This window comes from Klebsiella sp. JB_Kp042, assembly GCF_040065275.1.
Lineage (GTDB): Bacteria > Pseudomonadota > Gammaproteobacteria > Enterobacterales > Enterobacteriaceae > Klebsiella > Klebsiella quasipneumoniae.
On sequence record NZ_JBEAJL010000094.1, the window covers coordinates 61,872 to 80,178 of the forward strand.

Annotated in this window: 18 protein-coding genes; 11 read left to right on the top strand and 7 right to left on the bottom strand. The window is 57.0% G+C overall.

Annotated features, from left to right (window positions below; genetic code table 11):
• Positions 1 to 69 precede the first annotated feature (69 nt).
• Entirely contained in the window at positions 70 to 603 is a 534-nt protein-coding gene (locus ABLV54_RS18255; protein ID WP_050534042.1) for a GNAT family N-acetyltransferase, read from the bottom strand.
• 32 nt (positions 604 to 635) lie between these two features.
• On the opposite strand from ABLV54_RS18255, the gene ABLV54_RS18260 reads away from it, so the two are divergent.
• The 9 genes from ABLV54_RS18260 to ABLV54_RS18300 all read left to right on the top strand — a co-directional run bounded on the left by ABLV54_RS18260 (position 636) and on the right by ABLV54_RS18300 (position 10,143).
• Positions 636 to 1,466 (top strand): GNAT family N-acetyltransferase, encoded by an 831-nt coding sequence (locus ABLV54_RS18260; protein ID WP_050534041.1) that lies wholly within the window; start codon positions 636 to 638, stop codon positions 1,464 to 1,466.
• A gap of 99 nt (positions 1,467 to 1,565) precedes the next feature.
• Positions 1,566 to 4,331 carry a sigma-54-dependent transcriptional regulator gene (locus ABLV54_RS18265; RefSeq protein ID WP_050534040.1) on the top strand — a complete coding sequence of 922 codons (2,766 nt, stop codon included), beginning with the start codon at positions 1,566 to 1,568 and terminating at the stop codon, positions 4,329 to 4,331.
• Between the two features lie 99 nt (positions 4,332 to 4,430).
• Positions 4,431 to 4,853 (top strand): PTS sugar transporter subunit IIA, encoded by a 423-nt coding sequence (locus tag ABLV54_RS18270; protein WP_023291866.1) that lies wholly within the window; start codon positions 4,431 to 4,433, stop codon positions 4,851 to 4,853.
• Between the two features lie 14 nt (positions 4,854 to 4,867).
• The gene (locus tag ABLV54_RS18275) at positions 4,868 to 5,338 is read left to right on the top strand and encodes a PTS sugar transporter subunit IIB (protein ID WP_023291867.1); all 471 of its coding nucleotides are present in this window, start codon (positions 4,868 to 4,870) and stop codon (positions 5,336 to 5,338) included.
• A 16-nt stretch (positions 5,339 to 5,354) separates the two neighbouring features.
• Entirely contained in the window at positions 5,355 to 6,134 is a 780-nt protein-coding gene (locus ABLV54_RS18280; protein WP_023291868.1) for a PTS mannose/fructose/sorbose/N-acetylgalactosamine transporter subunit IIC, read from the top strand.
• Positions 6,112 to 6,963, top strand: coding sequence for a PTS system mannose/fructose/sorbose family transporter subunit IID (locus ABLV54_RS18285; protein WP_023291869.1), 852 nt, complete (start codon positions 6,112 to 6,114; stop codon positions 6,961 to 6,963). The genes ABLV54_RS18280 and ABLV54_RS18285 overlap by 23 nt, the downstream gene beginning before the upstream one ends.
• A 12-nt stretch (positions 6,964 to 6,975) precedes the next feature.
• Positions 6,976 to 8,037 (top strand): SIS domain-containing protein, encoded by a 1,062-nt coding sequence (locus ABLV54_RS18290; RefSeq protein ID WP_050534039.1) that lies wholly within the window; start codon positions 6,976 to 6,978, stop codon positions 8,035 to 8,037.
• 17 nt (positions 8,038 to 8,054) lie between these two features.
• Positions 8,055 to 9,065 carry an SIS domain-containing protein gene (locus ABLV54_RS18295; protein ID WP_050534038.1) on the top strand — a complete coding sequence of 337 codons (1,011 nt, stop codon included), beginning with the start codon at positions 8,055 to 8,057 and terminating at the stop codon, positions 9,063 to 9,065.
• Positions 9,066 to 9,198: 133 nt separating this feature from the next.
• Positions 9,199 to 10,143, top strand: a complete 945-nt coding sequence (locus ABLV54_RS18300; RefSeq protein WP_072096670.1) for an Rpn family recombination-promoting nuclease/putative transposase — start codon at positions 9,199 to 9,201, stop codon at positions 10,141 to 10,143.
• Positions 10,144 to 10,197: 54 nt separating this feature from the next.
• Here ABLV54_RS18300 and opgB read toward each other — a convergent pair whose 3' ends face one another.
• From opgB to ABLV54_RS18330, 6 genes are all read right to left on the bottom strand, one after another.
• Positions 10,198 to 12,489: a phosphatidylglycerol--membrane-oligosaccharide glycerophosphotransferase gene (gene opgB / locus ABLV54_RS18305; RefSeq protein WP_023291873.1), complete on the bottom strand. Its 2,292-nt coding sequence runs from the start codon at positions 12,487 to 12,489 to the stop codon at positions 10,198 to 10,200.
• 257 nt (positions 12,490 to 12,746) lie between these two features.
• Entirely contained in the window at positions 12,747 to 13,241 is a 495-nt protein-coding gene (locus tag ABLV54_RS18310) for a DUF2501 domain-containing protein (protein WP_050534037.1), read from the bottom strand.
• A 65-nt stretch (positions 13,242 to 13,306) separates the two neighbouring features.
• The gene (dnaC, locus tag ABLV54_RS18315; RefSeq protein ID WP_025999144.1) at positions 13,307 to 14,044 is read right to left on the bottom strand and encodes a DNA replication protein DnaC; all 738 of its coding nucleotides are present in this window, start codon (positions 14,042 to 14,044) and stop codon (positions 13,307 to 13,309) included.
• 2 nt (positions 14,045 to 14,046) lie between these two features.
• Positions 14,047 to 14,586, bottom strand: a complete 540-nt coding sequence (gene dnaT, locus ABLV54_RS18320) for a primosomal protein DnaT (RefSeq protein ID WP_032454787.1) — start codon at positions 14,584 to 14,586, stop codon at positions 14,047 to 14,049.
• A gap of 102 nt (positions 14,587 to 14,688) precedes the next feature.
• The gene (locus ABLV54_RS18325; protein WP_004886472.1) at positions 14,689 to 15,162 is read right to left on the bottom strand and encodes a threonine/serine exporter; all 474 of its coding nucleotides are present in this window, start codon (positions 15,160 to 15,162) and stop codon (positions 14,689 to 14,691) included.
• Complete coding sequence (locus ABLV54_RS18330) at positions 15,153 to 15,929, bottom strand: threonine/serine exporter ThrE family protein (protein WP_004886474.1); 777 nt, start codon at positions 15,927 to 15,929, stop codon at positions 15,153 to 15,155. The genes ABLV54_RS18325 and ABLV54_RS18330 overlap by 10 nt, the downstream gene beginning before the upstream one ends.
• Before the next feature lie 280 nt (positions 15,930 to 16,209).
• On the opposite strand from ABLV54_RS18330, the gene pobA reads away from it, so the two are divergent.
• Positions 16,210 to 17,394, top strand: coding sequence for a 4-hydroxybenzoate 3-monooxygenase (gene pobA / locus ABLV54_RS18335; RefSeq protein ID WP_023291877.1), 1,185 nt, complete (start codon positions 16,210 to 16,212; stop codon positions 17,392 to 17,394).
• Between the two features lie 16 nt (positions 17,395 to 17,410).
• Positions 17,411 to 18,283, top strand: a complete 873-nt coding sequence (locus ABLV54_RS18340; protein WP_348814207.1) for a helix-turn-helix domain-containing protein — start codon at positions 17,411 to 17,413, stop codon at positions 18,281 to 18,283.
• The last annotated feature ends 24 nt before the right edge of the window (positions 18,284 to 18,307 follow it).

Below are 18,307 nucleotides of genomic sequence, written 5' to 3' on the forward strand. Positions count from 1 at the left end.
CGGGTAGCAACAGGTAAGTTTTGATTGGTACTTTGTACCATATATCGCCGCTAAATTCAGCGCTGGCGTCTACAACGCCAGGCGCATGGCGCAGCGCGTCTCCGGCGGCAGTCCGTGCCGGGTCTCCTGTTCTCTTTTCGCCGCCAGCCCGGCGGGCAGGGTCAGCTCATCGAGTATGGCGAATCCCAGGCGGGTATAAAACGGCGCATTCCACGGCACTTCGCGGAAGGTGGTGAGGGTCACCGCCGGGTAAGCCATTTGCCGGGCGCGCTCGATAACCTGCTCCAGCAGCATCCGCCCGATGCCCTTATGCTGCCAGGCCTGGTGGACGGCGATTTCGGCGATAAATAAGGCATCGTCGAGCGGTTCGGTAAGAATAAAACCAACCGGCTGCCCGGCGGCTACCGCCAGCAGACTATGTTCCGTTTCCAGATAATCATGATGGCGCGCAACGCTAATCACCTCGCTGTCCGCCAGCCAGGCGAGAGCGGGGATCTGACGAAATGCCTGAGCGGCGGAACGTTCAATGGCCGGCAGAAGGGCGATATCACTCTCCTCGGTCAGGCGTAATCCGGCGCCGGCAGTTATAGTGTTAGTTTTCATCACCTGAGCATAGCAGTCTTCGGGAGAAAAATATGGAGCTGACCGCCGTTCCCGCCACGCAGTTCAGCAGCGTGCAGTTAACGGATATTCTTAACGCCTGTTTTGAAGCCTATATGGTACCGGTGACCCAGTCGGTGGAGGGATTTGTTCAGCGCTTTAGCGCCGAGGGGATGAGCCTGATCGATTCCCGCGTCTGGCTGGCCGGAGATGAACCGGCGGCGATCGCGATCGTCGCGCGTCGGGGGAATATGGCTCGCCTGGCGGCCTTTGCCCTGCGCCCGGCCTGGCGCGGCAAAGGTCTTGGGCGGAAATTGATGCAGGAGCTGCTGACGTTTCTGCAGCAGCAGGAGATCGAGACGGTTTCCCTGGAGGTGATCCGCGATAACCACGCGGCCGTCGCGCTGTATCAGTCGTTAGGCTTTACGCGGCGCTATGGGCTCTGCGGCTACCTGAGCGCAGAGCCTCTGGCTGCGGCGCCTGGCGTGTTACAGCCTTATCCGATCCTGGCACTGCTTCGACGCGCCGTTGAGGAGAGTAACAGTCAGCTCCCCTGGCTGATGGATCCGCTTACCTTCGCCACCCTGCCATGCCGCGTCGTGACCCTGGAACAGCGCGCCTTCGCGGTACTGAGCACCTCGGGCTCACGGCCTGTACTGCAGTTTTTATGGGTGGAACCCGCCGCCCGTCGCCAGGGGCTGGCGCAAGCGCTGCTGATGGCGCTGGCGCAGCAGTTCCCGGGGATCGGCACGTCGGTGACGGTCCCGGAAACCTTTACGCCGCTGTTTGCCGCGGCGGGGTATGCGCCGCTATCGCTGCAGCAGTATGAAATGACGATGGAGTGTGCCGCAGCGAAGTCCGCTTAGGCGGGAGTGTGCGCTGGGCCGCAAAAAACAGCACGGGGCGTCGATAAGCCTCTCTTTTGCCGCATCATATCTCTTCGTAATGGCGACGAGGGGGATGTAATGCGTAAAACGGAACTGTTGGCTTTTTTGCAAAATCAGACCGATTTTTTCGATCAGGATAACCTGAGCGACGTTTTTACCGCCAGCTGGCTGGCTCAGCGTTTCGCGATGCAAAGAAATACCGCCAGCCACTATCTCAATCAGCTGGTCGCCCAGGACGTGCTGGTGAAGATCAACACCCGGCCGGTCTATTTTCTGCATAAAAAAGCCTTCTGCCAGCAGTTCTTCCCCCTTTCCCGCAGCGAGTACGCCAGCATGGCGGAGCTGCTCGCGGAGAGTGACCGCCAGCCGGAACAGGCGGACCATTTTTCGTTGCTGACCGGGCATGACGGCAGCCTGCGTAAACCGATCGAGCAGATGAAAACCGCGCTGTTTTATCCCAACGGCGGCCTGCCGCTACTGATCGTCGGCGACAGCGGAACCGGCAAAAGCTATATGGCGGAGCTGATGCACGAGTTCGCGATCGCCCAGGGCCTGCTGGCGCCCGATGCGCCCTTTGTCAGCTTCAACTGCGCGCAATATGCCAGTAACCCGGAGCTGCTGGCCGCCAACCTGTTTGGCTATGTCAAAGGCGCGTTTACCGGCGCGCAGAGCGATAAAGCCGGGGCGTTCGAGGCGGCAAACGGCGGGATGCTGTTTCTCGACGAGGTCCATCGACTGGATGCTCAGGGGCAGGAGAAGCTCTTCACCTGGCTGGACCGCAAGGAGATCTACCGGGTGGGAGAGACCGCCCATGGCCTGCCGATTTCCCTGCGGCTGGTGTTTGCCACTACCGAAGATATTCACAGCACGTTTCTGACCACCTTTCTTCGTCGTATTCCGATCCTGGTCAGCTTGCCCGATCTTCAACAGCGTAGCCGCGAGGAGAAGGAGGCGCTAACGCTGCAGTTTTTCTGGCAGGAGGCGCGGACGCTTGCCGCCAGGCTGCAGCTCACGCCGCGGCTTTTGCAGGTTCTGACGCAGTACGTTTATCGAGGCAACGTCGGCGAGCTGAAGAATGTGGTGAAGTACGCCGTTGCATCGGCCTGGGCCAGGTCTCCGGGCAGCGAGATGCTGACCGTGACGCTGCACGATCTGCCGGAAAATATCATGGCGGCGACGCCGGCGCTCAGTGAAGCCATGGGCCAGAAGGAGCCGCTGCTTATCGAGCCGCAGACCAGCCTGGTCTGGCTGCTGCGGGCGCGCGATCCGGTTCAGGGGCTGATCCATGACGTTCAGTGTCGGATTCTGGCGCTGTATGAAGCAGTGCTAAATAAAAAAACGGTCTGGGAAGAGGCGCAAAGAAGCATGGGGGAGGAGATTGAAACCCTCTTCGATCGGCTGATCTTTGATAACCAGGATGCCAGTAGCTCGCAGATGTTGCTGCTGATCGCCCATCAGGTGCGGGAGGAGTATTATCGCCTGGAAAAACGCTTCAATATCCAGTTTAACGGCAACTGTCTCTACGCCCTGAGCCACTACCTGATCCATCGCTCCCGTCAGGCGGCGTCCACGATGAGCAATGAGAAAATCCGTCTGCTGGCGGATTTTCTGGCAAACAAATTCCCGCTGCTGTATCGCTTTTGCGAAGCGATCCTCGACGCGCTGGCGCTGAAGCTGGATATTGAGCCCCGGCGTATTGACCTGCTGTTGCTGGTGCTGTGGTTCCAGAAAAACGGCGCTATCAGCCAGCAGCAGGTGACCCGCGCGATTATTCTCGCTCACGGTTACGCCACCGCCAGCAGCATCGCCAGCGTGGCGAACCGCTTGCTGAAAAGCCCGCTGTTTGAGTCATTCGACATGCCGCTCGACGTGACGCCGGAGGCTATCGCTAATCAGGTGATGGCGTATATTGAGCGCCACGCGCTGGCGTCAGGGCTGATCATTCTGGTCGATATGGGATCGCTGAACGCTATTCACAGCCATTTTAATCGTCGCCTGAATACGCCGGTGGCGATTATTAACAATGTCTCCACCGGCATGGCGATGTACGTCGGGGAGCGGATTTTACACGGCGATATGCTGGAAGATATCGTCCGCGAGATCGGCGACGATCTGGCGGTTGAGCACCAGCTCTATTACCCGCAGACCGATAAACCGCGGGCGATTTTGACCACCTGCGCCACCGGTCTGGGCGCTGCGGCGAACCTGTCGGCGCTGTTAAAAGCCAGCATCCCTGAAGCGCTCGGCGTTGATATTGTAGCCTGCGATATGGAGACCCTGGCCGACCCCGCGCGGCGGGAGCCGATGCTCAGCCGCTACGACGTGCTGGCGATCGTCGGCACCCTCGATCCGCATCTTGCCGATCTCCCGTGGATCTCGCTGGATTCGCTGATCTCGGGGGAGGGAAGTCGCCCGCTAATGCGTATCTTCGGCGAACTGGCGACAGCGGAGCAGGTCAGCGAGATCAACAACCTGATCCTGAAAAACTTCTCGCTGCGGCGGGTGATCGAGTCGGTGACGATCCTCGATACCGCGAAGGTGATCAACCAGGTTGAGCAGTTTTTGCTGCGCTATGAGCATTTGGCCGGGTACGAGGTGCCCAACGAACGTAAGGTGGCGCTGTATGTGCATATCAGCTGTCTGATAGAGCGGTTAATTCGCCACGCTTCCCCAACCCATTATGCGGGAAGGCAGTGTCCGGAGCGCGAGCTGGCGACGCTGCGCGAGGCCTTTAGTGTCATAGAGAGCGGATATAGTGTCAAAATCCCCGCCGTAGAACTGTACTACATTCACGATATTCTGACGCGCGAAACGGAATTTATTCAGGAAGATCAAGAGTTTTAACGCTTCTCTCCCTTTTGTCCTTACGTTAGCCGACGCGCCACTGTTTCTGGCACGTCGGTTGCAATTAAGAAAGCAGTGGAATGCGCTTTCGAGGTAAGGATGAAACGACACTATATTTTTGCCAGCCACGGCACCTTTGCTAACGGTTTGTTGAACTCTGTGGAGCTGATCCTCGGTAAACAGCCGGATATTCATACTCTGTGCGCCTATGTAGAAGAGGAGGTCGATCTGACGCAGCAGGTGGAGGCGCTGCTGGCGCGTTTCCCGGCGCAGGATGAGCTGATAGTGATTACGGATATTTTCGCCGGTAGCGTGAATAATGAGTTTGTGCGTTTTTTATCGCGCCCGCACTTCCATTTATTGTCCGGGTTAAATCTACCATTAATTATTGATCTGCTTATTTCTGCAGCGGAAGATAATACCGAAAAATTAATTTCTGAAGCATTAATCAACGCCAAAGAGAGCATTCAGTACTGCAATCAGACTATTGCCGGGGCGATGACTATGGATAAAGACTTCTGAAATGAGGATGCATGATGATTACGTTATTAAGGGTTGACCATCGATTACTTCACGGCCAGGTAGCCTTTTCCTGGACCCAATATGTCGGCGCCGATTGTATTTTAATCGCCAACGACAGTGTCCCTGAGGATGAACTGCGGAAAACCACCATTAAGCTAGCTAAACCACCCTCGGTGAAGCTGGTGATTAAAAATATAAATGATTCTATTGAGGCGATAAAAAGCGGGGTTACCGATAAATATAATTTATTTATTGTTGTGGAATCGGTCAATGACGCCTGGCGTATTGCCAGCGCTGTTGAGGACATAAAAAGTATTAATCTCGGCGGGATTAAAGCCAAAGAGGGCAGTAAAAATATCTCTAAGGCGATTAATTTATTGCCGGAGGAAATAGAGCAGTTGCAACAACTGGTGGGCAAAGGCGTCGAGGTGGAGATTCGCCAGGTCCCGAACGATCGCAAACAGCTTTTTACGGAATGCGTGTGATTCCGGAGGACAGATTATGGTAGAGGCTCTCTTACTGGGTCTGGTGGCGTTTATCGCGCAATCGGAATATGCCTTAGGGACGTCGCTGATTTCCCGGCCTATCGTCACCGGGCTACTGACCGGTCTGGTGCTGGGGGATGTGCAGACCGGCGTCATTATGGGCGCGACGCTGGAGCTGGCGTTTATCGGTTCGTTCTCCGTTGGCGCCTCGATCCCGCCCGACGTGGTGACCGGCGGTATTCTCGGCGTGGCGTTCGCCATCACCTCCGGCGCGGGCACGGAAACGGCGCTGTTACTCGGCCTGCCTATCGCCACCCTGACCCTGATCCTGAAAAACGTTTATCTGGGGATGTTTATACCGCTGCTCAGCCAGAAAGCGGACGGCTATGCGGAACGGGCGGATACGCGCGGCATTGAGCGGATGCATCTGATTGCCGGATTCGGCCTGTCGCTGATGCTTGCCACGGTGGTGACCGTCTCATTCCTGGTGGGCAGCAACGCGGTGAAATCCCTGCTCGATACGATCCCGGAATTTATTAAACACGGACTCAGCGTGGCCACCGGGATCATTCCGGCTCTCGGCTTCGCGATGCTCGCCAGGTTGCTGATTAACAAGAAGGTGGCGCCGTACTTTTTCCTCGGCTTTGTACTGATGGCCTATTTGAAAATCCCGGTGACCGGTATCGCCATTCTCGGCGCCATCGTGGCGGTGGTGATGGTTAATGTCACCGCATTGAGCGCACCTCGTACCACGACAGAACAAGGAGTCAGCGATGACGACGAAGATGATTTCTGAAGAGACCCTGCAGCCGCAGGAGCAGGAAGAAGCGCGAATTACGCCGCGTGATTTACGCCGGGTGTTCTGGCGCTCCTTCCAGATGGAGTTCTCGTGGAACTATGAGCGACAGATGAATCTCGCCTTTGTTTACGCGCTGATCCCGGTGCTGAAGAAGCTCTATCCGCGCAAAGAGGAGCTGGCCGGGGCGCTGAAACGCCATCTGGTGTTCTTCAATACCACGCCGCATATCGTCACCCTGCTGTTGGGGATCACGACGGCGATGGAGGAGAAAAACAGCCAGCAGAAAAATATGGATGCCAACGCGATTGATAACGTCAAAGCCTCGCTGATGGGGCCGCTGGCCGGGCTGGGAGACTCCTTCTTCTGGGGAACGCTGCGCCTGATCGCCACCGGCATCGGCACCAGCCTGGCGCTAAAGGGCAATATTCTCGGGCCGATCCTGTTTCTGCTGGTGTTTAACGTGCCGCACATTCTGGTGCGCTGGTGCTTTACCCGCTGGGGCTACGTGCTGGGCACCGGGGTGCTGCAGCGGATCCAGAAGAGCGGAATGATGGAGAGCCTGACCTACGGGGCGTCGATTATCGGCCTGATGGTGGTCGGGGCGATGACCGCCTCAATGATCGATATCACCATCCCTGTCTCCTTCGGGGCCGGGGAGGCCAAAACTCAGGTGCAGGACATCATCAACGACATTCTGCCCTGCATGCTGCCGCTGGTGAGTTTCGGCATCGTCTACTGGCTGCTGGGGCGGAAGGTTAAACCGCTCTCTATTATCGGCGGAATGGCGCTGGTGGGCATTCTGGGTTCGTGGATCGGATTGTTTTAACGGGAGTGAGCTATGCGACCAACAATGATGACCTATATCAGCGAAGAGCCGGCCTGTCTGGCGCAGATCCTGCGCGACTACCGGCACAAGCTGGCGGCGATTGAGACCTTCGCCCGCCAGCAGCCGGTGCGGCGTATTTTGCTGCTGGCGACCGGATCGTCGCTGAATGCCGCGCTTTGCGCGCGCTATTTCTTTGAACAACGCTTTGGCGTGCTGGTGGACATAAAAGAGCCGTACAACTTTACCCATTACGAAACTATCGACCCGCATACCGATCTGGTGGTGGCGATTTCCCAGAGCGGAAAAAGCGCGTCGACGCTGGAGGCGATGCGTAAGGTACAGGCCTCAGGACTGCCGGTATTTGCCCTGACCTCCGATCCGCAAAGCCCGACCGGGCGAGCCTGCGATGGCGTTCTGGATATCAATACCGGGATCGAGAGCGTAGGGTTTGTCACCCGCGGCTTTAGCGCGACAGTGCTCAATCTGCTGCTGATAGCGCTGATGATTGCTCGCAGCCAGGGGAAGGCCAGTGAAGCCGAGGAGCAGCACTATATTGCCGAATTCCAGCGACTGGCGGCGGCGATCCCGGAGGTCATCGCCCGCACTTCGCGCTTTATCGACCGGCATAGCGAAACGCTGCGGAGCGGCGAGCGCTTTGTCGCCACCGGCTATGGCGCGCTGGTTGGCGTGGCGAAAGAGTTCGAAACCAAATTTACCGAGACGGTGCGGGTACCTTCCAGCGGCTTTGAGCTGGAAGCCTATATGCACGGCCCCTATCTGGAAGCCAATGCCCGCCATGTGATGCTGTTTATGGAGGACTCGCCGGACGCGCGAACCCGGGCGCTGCGCGACTATATGGCGCCGTCCATTGCCCGCGCCTTTACCCTGACGCTGGGGGACGAAGAGGATGAACAAACGCTGGCGCTTAACTGCCCGTGCGAGCATCACCTGGCGCCGCTGCTGCTGATTGTCCCAGTGCAGATGCTCGCCTGGCATACCGCCGGGCTAAAAGGCATCGATCTGGCGATACGTATTTTCGACGATTTTGACCGCGTATTAAAAAGTAAAATCTGATTATTCAGGAGAAAACTATGTTGGGTTTTAATCAGGACGAGTACCTGACCAGTGCTCGCGAGATCATCGCTGCGCGTAAACAGGCTGAAACCGTGGCCGACGCTATTTATGACAGCGGCTGCAGCGCGTTATTTTTCGCCTCGGTAGGCGGTTCTTTAGCTCCGATGATGGCAGTTAATGAGTTTGCCAAAGAATTAACCAGCGTGCCGGTTTATCTTGAGCAGGCGGCGGAATTAATTCATCGCGGGCATAAAAAATTAAATAAAGATGCAGTGGTGGTGACGTTATCCAAATCCGGCGATACCAAAGAGTCGGTGGCCATTGCCGAATGGTGCAAGGCGCAGGGGATACGCGTGGTAGCCATTACCCGTCATGCCGATTCGCCATTGGCTGCCGCCGCCAGCTGGCATATTCCGATGTGCCACAAAAATGGCGTGGAATATGAATATATGCTGCTGTACTGGTTATTCTTTCGGGTCATTTATCGTCACGGCGAGTTTGCGGATTATGCGCGTTTTGCCAGCCAGCTCGAGTTGCTGCCGGAAAATCTTCTGCAGGCCAAACGCCAGTTCGATCCCCAGGCGGACAGCATTGCCGCGCAGTACCATGACAGCGACTATATGATGTGGATTGGCGGCGCGGAAATGTGGGGTGAGGTCTACCTGTTCTCGATGTGTATTCTCGAAGAGATGCAGTGGAAGCGGACCAAGTCGGTAAGCTCGGCTGAATTTTTCCACGGCACTCTGGAGCTGCTGGAAAAAGAGGTCCCGCTGTTTCTGGTGAAGGGCGAGGGGAAATGCCGGGCGCTGGACGAGCGCGTCGAACGCTTTGCCGAAAAGATAACTGACCATCTGGTGGTGATCGACCCGCGCGACTATCCGCTGAACGGCATTGATGATGCGTTCCGCTGGATTATGGCGCCGTGCGTGGTGTCTACTCTGCTGGTGGACCGGCTGGCGGCCCACTTTGAGCACCATACCGGCCACGACCTGAATATCCGCCGTTATTATCGGCAGTTTGATTACTAAATCTTGCCTATGGCGGCCAGTCAGACTGGCCGCTCCGCTATTCTCCGAGGCGCTTCCCAGAAAATCATCGTCAAAACCAACCGGTTAAAAACCGGTGGTAGAGTCCGGCTTTCCTTCTCTTTCAGGCAAGCGGATGGCCATGAAAAAACGAATAACCGCCACGCCGCATGATGCGGTGTTTAAACGATTTCTTCGCCACCCGGAGACGGCGAATGATTTTCTCATGCTCTATCTTCCCGAAGCGATCCACCAGCGGTGCGATTTCGCTACTCTGAGGCTGCAATCGGCGAGCTTTATCGATGAGGATCTACGCGCCTGGTATTCGGACGTGCTGTGGTCGGTGCAAACCACCTGCGGGGCGGGATATATTTACGTGGTGATAGAGCATCAGAGCTCGCCGGATAATCATATGGCTTTTCGTCTAATGCGCTATGCGATTGCCGCGATGCAGCGACACCTCGACGCCGGGCACAAAACGCTGCCGCTGGTGGTGCCGATGCTTTTTTATCATGGCGCAACCAGTCCGTATCCTTTTTCCCTCAACTGGCTGGATGAATTTGCCGACCCGCAGCTGGCGAAGAGGCTGTACGGCAGTCAGTTTCCATTGATCGACGTCACGGTCATGCCGGACGATGAAATCGTGCAGCATCGGCGGGTCGCCCTGCTGGAGCTGATGCAAAAGCATATTCGCCAGCGCGATCTCAGCGGCATAACGGAGTCGTTGGCGGCCGTGGTGATGCTGGGATACACTAATCCCCGGCAGTTGAGAATGCTGTTTCACTATATGCTGCAGTACGGTAACACGGCCGAGCCGGGCGTGTTTCTCCGCCGGCTGGCCCGCCGTCTGCCACAGTATGAGGAGACATTGATGTCTATCGCGCAAAAGCTTAAGCAGGAAGGTCGGCATGAGGGCCGACAGGAGGGGCGCCTGGAAGGGCGCCTTGAGGGCTTACAGGAAGGGAGCCGGCGTGAGGCGCTGCGCATTGCCGGCAGCATGTTACAGAATGGCCTCGACAAAGAGACGGTACAGAAAATTACCGGACTGTCGGCTGACGACCTCAAGCCGCTGTTTTGTTAACACCCTGCCACGGAAACCGTTGCCCGGCGCCAATATCCGCCGGGCAAGGTGGCTTTAACCTTCGCTTTTCACCACTTTGATCTCCACCATACCGATCCCCAGCTGACGCGGGGAGTGGCCGAGGATATTGCCCTCGTTGGTGGACTGCGGGTCCGGCGGAGTGATGGTCAGCGTATTGCTGCGCGTTGGGTTGTCGAAATGCAGCGTCGTGGTGGTCACATCATTGACCAGTGTAAGCACTTGCTCACTTTGACCAACCCGCACCGGGATCGGCTTATTGGCATTGGGACCGTAGGCTTTGGCGGTGATCACCAGATCAAATTTCTCCGGCAGCGGCTCTTTATATTCAATCTTCACGTCGCTGCCCAGCTGGGCATTGGACCACCGACCCCAGGACTCGGGCCGCGAAATGCCGCTAAACTGTTTCACCTCTTCCGGCGCGCCGGCAACGTTAAACACGAAGCTGTCGGCCTTATAGCGAATATCGTTGTCGACAACTTTCAGCGTATCGACGTTGCCCTTATAGCGCTCCATATCGATAAGGGTGTCCCTGAAGGCGGTCTTACCTTGCCACTGTGGCTTATCAACGTGCTGGACCTTCTGCTCACCCCCCAGTTGTCCCTGCGAGACGCACCAGTCGGTGGAGAGCGCCAGCTCAGGAGACCACAGCTGGCCCATTTTATAGCAGCGATCGACCCACACGAAATTATCCCGCGGCGCGAAATCGGCCAGCTGGAAGCGCAGCGGCGCCGAGTATTCGCTCTCCGGCAGCGGTTCAACGCGCTGGTTCGACACCCGGAGCAGCAGCGGCAGACGGAAATGGCTGCCGGAAAAGGCGATCATGTTCTTCTGCGAGTCGATGGTGAAGTTTTTCATCTCTTTCGGGAAGTTCCACAGGCGGATCACGTCGGGTTTCCAGGCCAGGACCTTCTCTTTCATATTCATGAAAATACCGGAGAGCGACTGGCCAGAGAGACTGCTGCGCCCGAGGCCGATATAGTTATCGCCACCGAGAATATCCAGCACCGTCGCGCCGTTATCCATGGTGTTGCGTTTCACCGCCAGGGTCTCCTGCTGCGGCCGATCGCCGCGCAGGACAAAGAACAAATTGCTGCGATCGTGCTTGTTGAGGTAATCCCAGGCGCTGTTCTTCATGGCCAGGTGATCGGAAGAGACCACGATGACCGTGTTTTTGAAATAGGGAGAGGCTTTGATCTTCTCGATCAGCGCGGCGATATGTTCCTGGCTGCAGCTAACGGCGCTGAAGGAGAGGTTTTTCTTGCCGTCCACGTCATAGCGTTTACGCTCGCAGGTACGCGAGATAAAACCGTCGGGATGGTGAGTGTCCACCGTCAGGGCGAACAGTGAAAAGCGTTTTCCGGACTGCGACAGTTCTTCGAATTTTTTCCACGTCTCGTCGAGTACCGTGTCGTCATAGAAGCCCCAGTCGTTGCGGTAGGTTGGATCGGCTACCGTGGTTTTGAGCTCTTCCGCCCCGAACAGGTGATCGAAGCCGTGGGATTTGAGAAACACGTCTTTGCCGGCAAAGCGCAGGTTAGCTCCCTGCACAAAATAGTTTTCGTAACCGGAGTTTTTCAGGATATCGCCAAGGCAGATATTCTGCGGAAAGAAACTGGAGACCGAGGCCGAAGCGTTGCCTTCAAACGGGGCAAACAGCGGAATGCCACACTGTGATGCGACCATGCCGGCGATGGTGTAATCGGTCCCCGGCAGCTGCATAGTATTGCTGAAATCAATGCCCTCATCTTTTATTCTGCCAAGCTCAGGGGTGAGGTTGGGGAAAGCATCGTTATCAAAATAGGTGCGCTCAAGGCTTTCGCCATAGATATAGACCAGATTCAGCTGCGGATTGTCGATACGCTTCGACGGTTCTTTGTAGTACGCCGCAAAGTCCGGATCTCCTTCCCGCGACTGCGATTTCACCAGCTCGCTGATTTGATGGAAGGCCGGGCTGGCGTCGACCGAAGCCAGCGCCAGCAGCAGCGCCGCCAGGCTGTAGCCGACGTGATGAGGATGATGCCGACGGCGGCGCAGCACCCATCCCAGGGCGCCAAAGACGGCAACCAGCGCGACGGCCACGCCGACGCCCGGCAGAATGTATTTGCCGATCCCGGCGCCGGTCAGGCTGTTGGTCAGAGTGTAGAGTACCGCGTCGTTGATGCCGTCGCCGGTAAAGTAGTCGCTGGCGTAGAGGGTGATATTCAGCACCACGAACAGACCTAACACCGTGAGCGTGGCGGCAAACCACCAGGTGTTACGACCCGCTTTCCAGGCATAAAGCACCACCGAAGCTAAAAATAAGGCGATGGATAACAACTCTGACACAGCTCATCCTCATTAACGCCAGTTATCGGCTGGCAGAACAGATTACTTTTCAAGCCACACTGTAATTGCAGCGCCATCTTGCTGCAATTCTAGCGTCATGAAAGTGTGCAGTTATTCAGAATTGGTTTAGAAGTTGCCTTTTTTGATCGGCGTCGCAACGGGCGGGGCGGGGAAGCGCAAGGAGAAAAAGGCGAAAAAAGCCGTTTCAGGCCGCGCTGCCGTCGCGAAGGCGACAAACGCGGCATTGGCCCTCTGCGTCAGGAGAGAAAGTTAACGCCCTGTTTTAAGACCAGATCGCAGGCTTTGGTTTTCACCTGTTTCGCCAGCGAACTGTTGCCGAGGGTATTCAGGTCAAGCTGCTGGCCATTATTGCTGTTGAGCAGCCCCTGTAGGCCATCAAGATAGCTGGTGTCCTGTTTTTGTTTTTCCGGCGTGCTGAGCCCCAGCTTATCCAGCACCTGGTTTTTGACGTTATCAGCGCTGGTCGCCGAGGCGAGCTTCTGTTTGGCGCAATATGACATGATCCCGGCGGCGTTATTCATGCTGCTGGCGGTCAGCGACTGGCTGCTGCCGTTGAGCAGGCTGGTCAGAGAGGAGATGGACATTCCGCCGCCGCTGGCCTGGGTGCTGCCGCCGCTGAGCTGGCTGGCGGCGCTGTTGAGAGAATCCTGCCAGGAGGCGGCGTGGGCGCCGGAGAGGGTAAATGCGCTGAGGGTAAGCGCGGCAAGCAAGCCATTTTTTAACGATTTCATAGACGGACTCATAAGCGTGACTGAAGAATCGCTTTAGTATAACGCCGTCGTCGTCCGGAAATCTCTTAATACTCCTTGCCGGTGACGCGGTGCCGGTAACTTTCCCAGTTGAAGATAACCCACAGGCTGTTGCCCAGGCGCATACGGTCCATCACCCGTTCGCCGAGCAGCTTATTCATCTCTTCCATATTACTGTTGGTCAGCATACCGGTGGGCCGTTTGGATGAAGATCGGCGGTCAACGATCTGATTGATAATGACCTTTTCATAGCGAGACTCTGTCTGCATACCAATTTCATCAATGACCAGAAGATCGACCTTGCTGAGGTCGCTCAGTAACTGCTCTTCGCTCGTCTCCCGGTTGCCGAAAGTATCTTTCATCGCCGACATAATATCGGCCACGGTGATGATTAAGACCGACTTCCCGCGCAGCAGCAGTTCGTTGCAGATAGCCGCCGCGAGGTGGTTTTTGCCGGTGCCCGGTTTGCCGGAGAAGATAAAGCTGGCGATATTGCCATCGAACTCCTCCACGTACTGACGCGCGCGGGCGAGGGCGTTCATCTGCCCCTCGCACTCGACGCGATAGTTATCAAAGGAGCAGTTCTGATGAAGGGGGCGGATCCCCGAGCGGTTAAAGGTGCGCTGCATTTTCATCGCGCGGTTCTCCCGCTCCAGCGCTTCGGAACGCAGCTTGCCTTGCTCTTTTTGCCAGGCCAGCAGCTCTTCGCCGGTTTTAAACGCCGGTTCGATATGAGCCGGCATCATTTTCTGCAGGCGCTTCATCAGATCGCCAACGTTTTTCATGCTCATCCTCGGAAACCTCGCGGAATATGACTGTCGGGTTCGCTAACGCTGTTCACATCGCGCTTCGGCTGCCCGCCGTTGCTGGCGCGGCTGATTTGCACGCTGCGAGCCAGTTTCTGCTGCCACTGCACGTGGTGAAACACTTTACCTTCCGCCTGCCAGTAAGCGACGAAAGCGGCCAGCTCTTCCGGGGTGACCGGCTGGCTCAGCGCGATGCCCCACAGCGCGGCCAGACGCTGAAAGTCGGCGTCCGGCTGCCAGGCCGCATACATGGCAAATTTGCCCATCGGCACTGCAACCGGCGCCGCGGCGGGCTCGTCGAAAAACTGCGGGTCAAGCGCGATGTCGCTGCCGGGGCGCGCCAGCCTGGCTTCCAGCTCCAGCAGCTGCGCCAGCCGGGCTGGGGTCAGCGCATAGAACGCCGGGGCGTTGTTGGCAAAAACGGCGACGGTGCCGTCAGTCGATTTCGCCAGCAGCGCCGCGTGCTGCTGGAGGAACTCTTCCAGGCCGCTAAAATGGGAGGTTAAAATTCGCGAAGACATAACTCTATCTCAACTCTGAACTGCAAAGAGTGGGGTGATCTGCACATAGTAGCACAGAGCCCGTCGCGGAAGGAGCGTCGCGGCTCTGCCGCGACGCCGGGGTTAGACGCGAGGGCGCTTACGATACAGCCACAGACCGGGTATCGACAGGCCAATGGAGAGGGCGCCCACGATCGAAGAGGCCTTTAAAAAATTGCTCAGCAGCAAAATCATCATCTCTTCAGAATAGCCAAAATGGCTGATTTTTACCGCGGAGATCATCGCGGTGTAAGCGGAAATACCGGGAAACATCGGGATCACGGCGGCGACGGTAAAAATCTTCGGATGCGCCAGATACCAGCGCGACCACTGGATGCCGATGCAGCCCACCAGCAGGGCGGCGAGAAACGTGGCCCATTCAATGTTAAAACCAGCGCTCATCATGACCATGCGCGAACCATGGCCGATGGCTCCCAGCAGCGCGCACCAGCGCAGGGCGCGCTGCGGGACATTAAAGACCATCGCAAACCCGACGGCAGGGATCGCCGCCAGCAGCATGTCTTCCGCCAGCGCGAAAATAAACGAAATTATGCCCATCCCCGCAGCCCCCATACGGTCATTGCCATCACTACGCCAATGCAGGTGGCAAGGGTTAACAGGCTGGCGATCGCCCAGCGGGCGAGGCCAGTATTTATATGCCCTTTAAACATATCGGCGACGGCATTGATCAGCGGAAAGCCCGGGACCAGCAGCAGGACGCTGGCGGCCATGGCAATGGTCGGGGTGCTGGCAAAGGTCGGGAGGCGCAGCAGCAGCCCGGAGATCGTGGTGGCCACAAAGGCGGTGATGCAGAAGTTGATCTGCGGATGCATAGAACGGTGGGTCAGCACCTGGCGAATGTACATGGCCACCGTGCTGGCGCAGAAGCTGACCAGCGCTCCATCCCAGCCGCCGTTATTCAGTTTACAGAAACAAGCGCAGGAGAGGCCCACCATGATCACCAGCAACCAGCGGGGATAGCGCAGGGGCCTAATCTGCGCGAAGCGCTTCTCGACGTCGCGATAGTCCAGCAGCTTATGCTCGGCGAGGATCACGATATGCTGCACTTCCGTCACCACATGCATATTAATGCCGCGGTCGACATTCTTACGCGTTGAGGTAAGACATTCGCCATCCTTAATGGTGGTCAGGACGATAGCGTTGGAGGAGATGGCGCTTTCGACGCTGTCCATCCCCAGCGCCAGCCCGAGACGGGTTGAAAGCTCTTCCACCAGCGCGCTTTCGGCGCCGTGCTGTAACAAAAAAAGACCACACTGGATGCATAATCGTGTGATTGCCCGCTGCTGTGCCCGATCAACCTGCATATTTCCTCTGCTGTCCGCGACGCCTGGTATCTGTCGATACTTTAACCTGAAGCGCCGGGGCGGCTGAGGGGGGTGGGATCAAATAATGTGCAAAAATCTCCCGTCCGCCGGGGTGGCGGAATTTGAAGCGTCCCACACTTTTGCCAGTTTGGTGAAAAGTGCAATTTTTGTCGCCATTCATCCCTTCTTTTTCCCGTCTGACTTATCAAAAATGCAGGAAAGCACTTTTATTAAACAAAAATTATACAAATAATTAACCCTGCAAAAGTGAGACAATCCTATGAAAACACAGGTCGCGATTATTGGCGCTGGCCCTTCCGGGCTGCTGCTGGGGCAGCTACTGCACAACGCCGGGATCCACACGGTCATTCTTGAGCGTCAAACGCCGCAGTATGTGCTGGGGCGCATCCGTGCGGGAATTCTGGAAAGCGGTACCGTCGATCTGCTCCGTGAAGCGGGCGTGGCGCAGCGGATGGATGTCGAAGGCCTGGTGCATCATGGGGTGGAGTTTCTCTTTGACGGCCAGCGGGTGCCCGTCTCACTGAGCGAGCTGACCGACGGCAAGAGCGTGATGGTTTACGGCCAGACTGAAGTGACCCGCGATCTGATGGCTGCCCGGGCCGCCAGCGACGCGCCGATCGTGTACGGCGTCAGCGAAGTGACTATCCATGACGCAAAAAGTGACCGGCCGACGATCACCTATCTTAGCGAAGGTGAATTCTGCCGCCTGGAGTGTGACTTTATCGCCGGTTGCGACGGGTTCCATGGCGTGTCGCGGCAAAGTATTCCCGCTGACATCCTCAAGACTTACGAGAGCGTCTGGCCGTTCGGCTGGTTAGGCCTGCTGGCGGATACGCCGCCGGTCAATCCGGAGCTGATCTATGCGCATCATCAGCGGGGATTTGTTTTATGTAGTCAGCGCTCACTTACTCGCAGCCGCTACTATCTGCAGGTTCCGCTGAGCGATAAGGTGGAGGACTGGTCGGACGAACGCTTCTGGCAGGAGTTGAAATGCCGATTGCCGGAGGATCTGTCATCAAAGTTAGTGACTGGTCACTCACTTGAGAAAAGCATCGCTCCCTTGCGCAGCTTCGTCGTCGAGCCAATGCAATATGGGCGATTGTTCCTGGTGGGGGATGCCGCGCATATCGTACCGCCGACCGGCGCTAAAGGGTTGAACCTGGCGGCATCGGACGTGAACTATCTGTGGCGGATCCTGCGTGAATACTACCATCACGGCCGGAGCGATCTGCTGGCGACCTATTCGCGACTGGCGCTGGATCGGGTCTGGAAAGGGGAACGCTTTAGCTGGTTCATGACCCGCCTGCTGCACGATTTTCCGCAGCAGAGCGAGTTCGACGCCAAAATGCAGGCGGCCGATCGCCGCTACTATCTGGGCTCGCGCGCCGGGCTGACCACTATCGCGGAAAACTACGTGGGCCTGCCCATGGAGCGTGTCGTCTGACTGAACAGGAGTTACTATGCCGCCCGTCCAAACTGTTCCGGTATTTAAGCTGTATGGCGAGGAGCGCGGCTGGCCGACGCCGGATCTGCTGCACTGCGAGTCGATTTTGCAGCGCAGCAGCCTGTATCAGTGGCATATTCGCGTCCACCAGCACGCCGAAATGGTCCAGCTCCTCTATTTGCATAAAGGTCGGGCGGAGATCGAAATTGAAGGCACCACCTCGGTGATGACGGAGTCCTGCATCCAGGTGGTGCCCGCCCTCTGCATTCATGGCTTTCATTTCTCACCCGGAACGCACGGATTTGTGCTCTCCCTGGCGCTACCGCTGCTGAGCCGCTTTGAAAATCAGTTCGGCCGACCGCTGGATGTGCTTAGCGTTGCGCAGTGTCTGCCGGTGGGGCGTTCCCGGGGGCGTATGCATACGCTGTTTTCAGCGCTTCGCGAGGAGTACTGTGCCGATCATGATGCCCGGGAAATGATGCTTTATTCGCTGCTGGGGACGCTGCTGGCCTGGTTGAACCGGCAGTGCCGCCCCGCACCGCCCGCGGAAGATAAAGCGGAGCGAAAGCGCAGTATGATGCGTCATTTTTCCCGGCTTATTGAGAGTCACTACCGACAGCACCTCCCGCTGGCAGAGTATGCGAAGTTGATTGGGCTGTCGGTCACGCATTTAAACTATTTATGTCGCGAGTTCTATGGCTGTAGCGCCCTTGGGGTATTGCATCAGCGACTGATGCTTGAGGCGCGGCGTAATCTGCAATACACCCGCATGACGATAACGCAACTCTCTGATTATTTGGGCTTTAGCGACGCCGCCTATTTTTCTCGCTTTTTCCGCCGCTATAGCGGTATGTCGCCTAAGGAAGGTGCGAACAAGTTCCTGATATGAGATCATCATATTCATCCGGAGCGC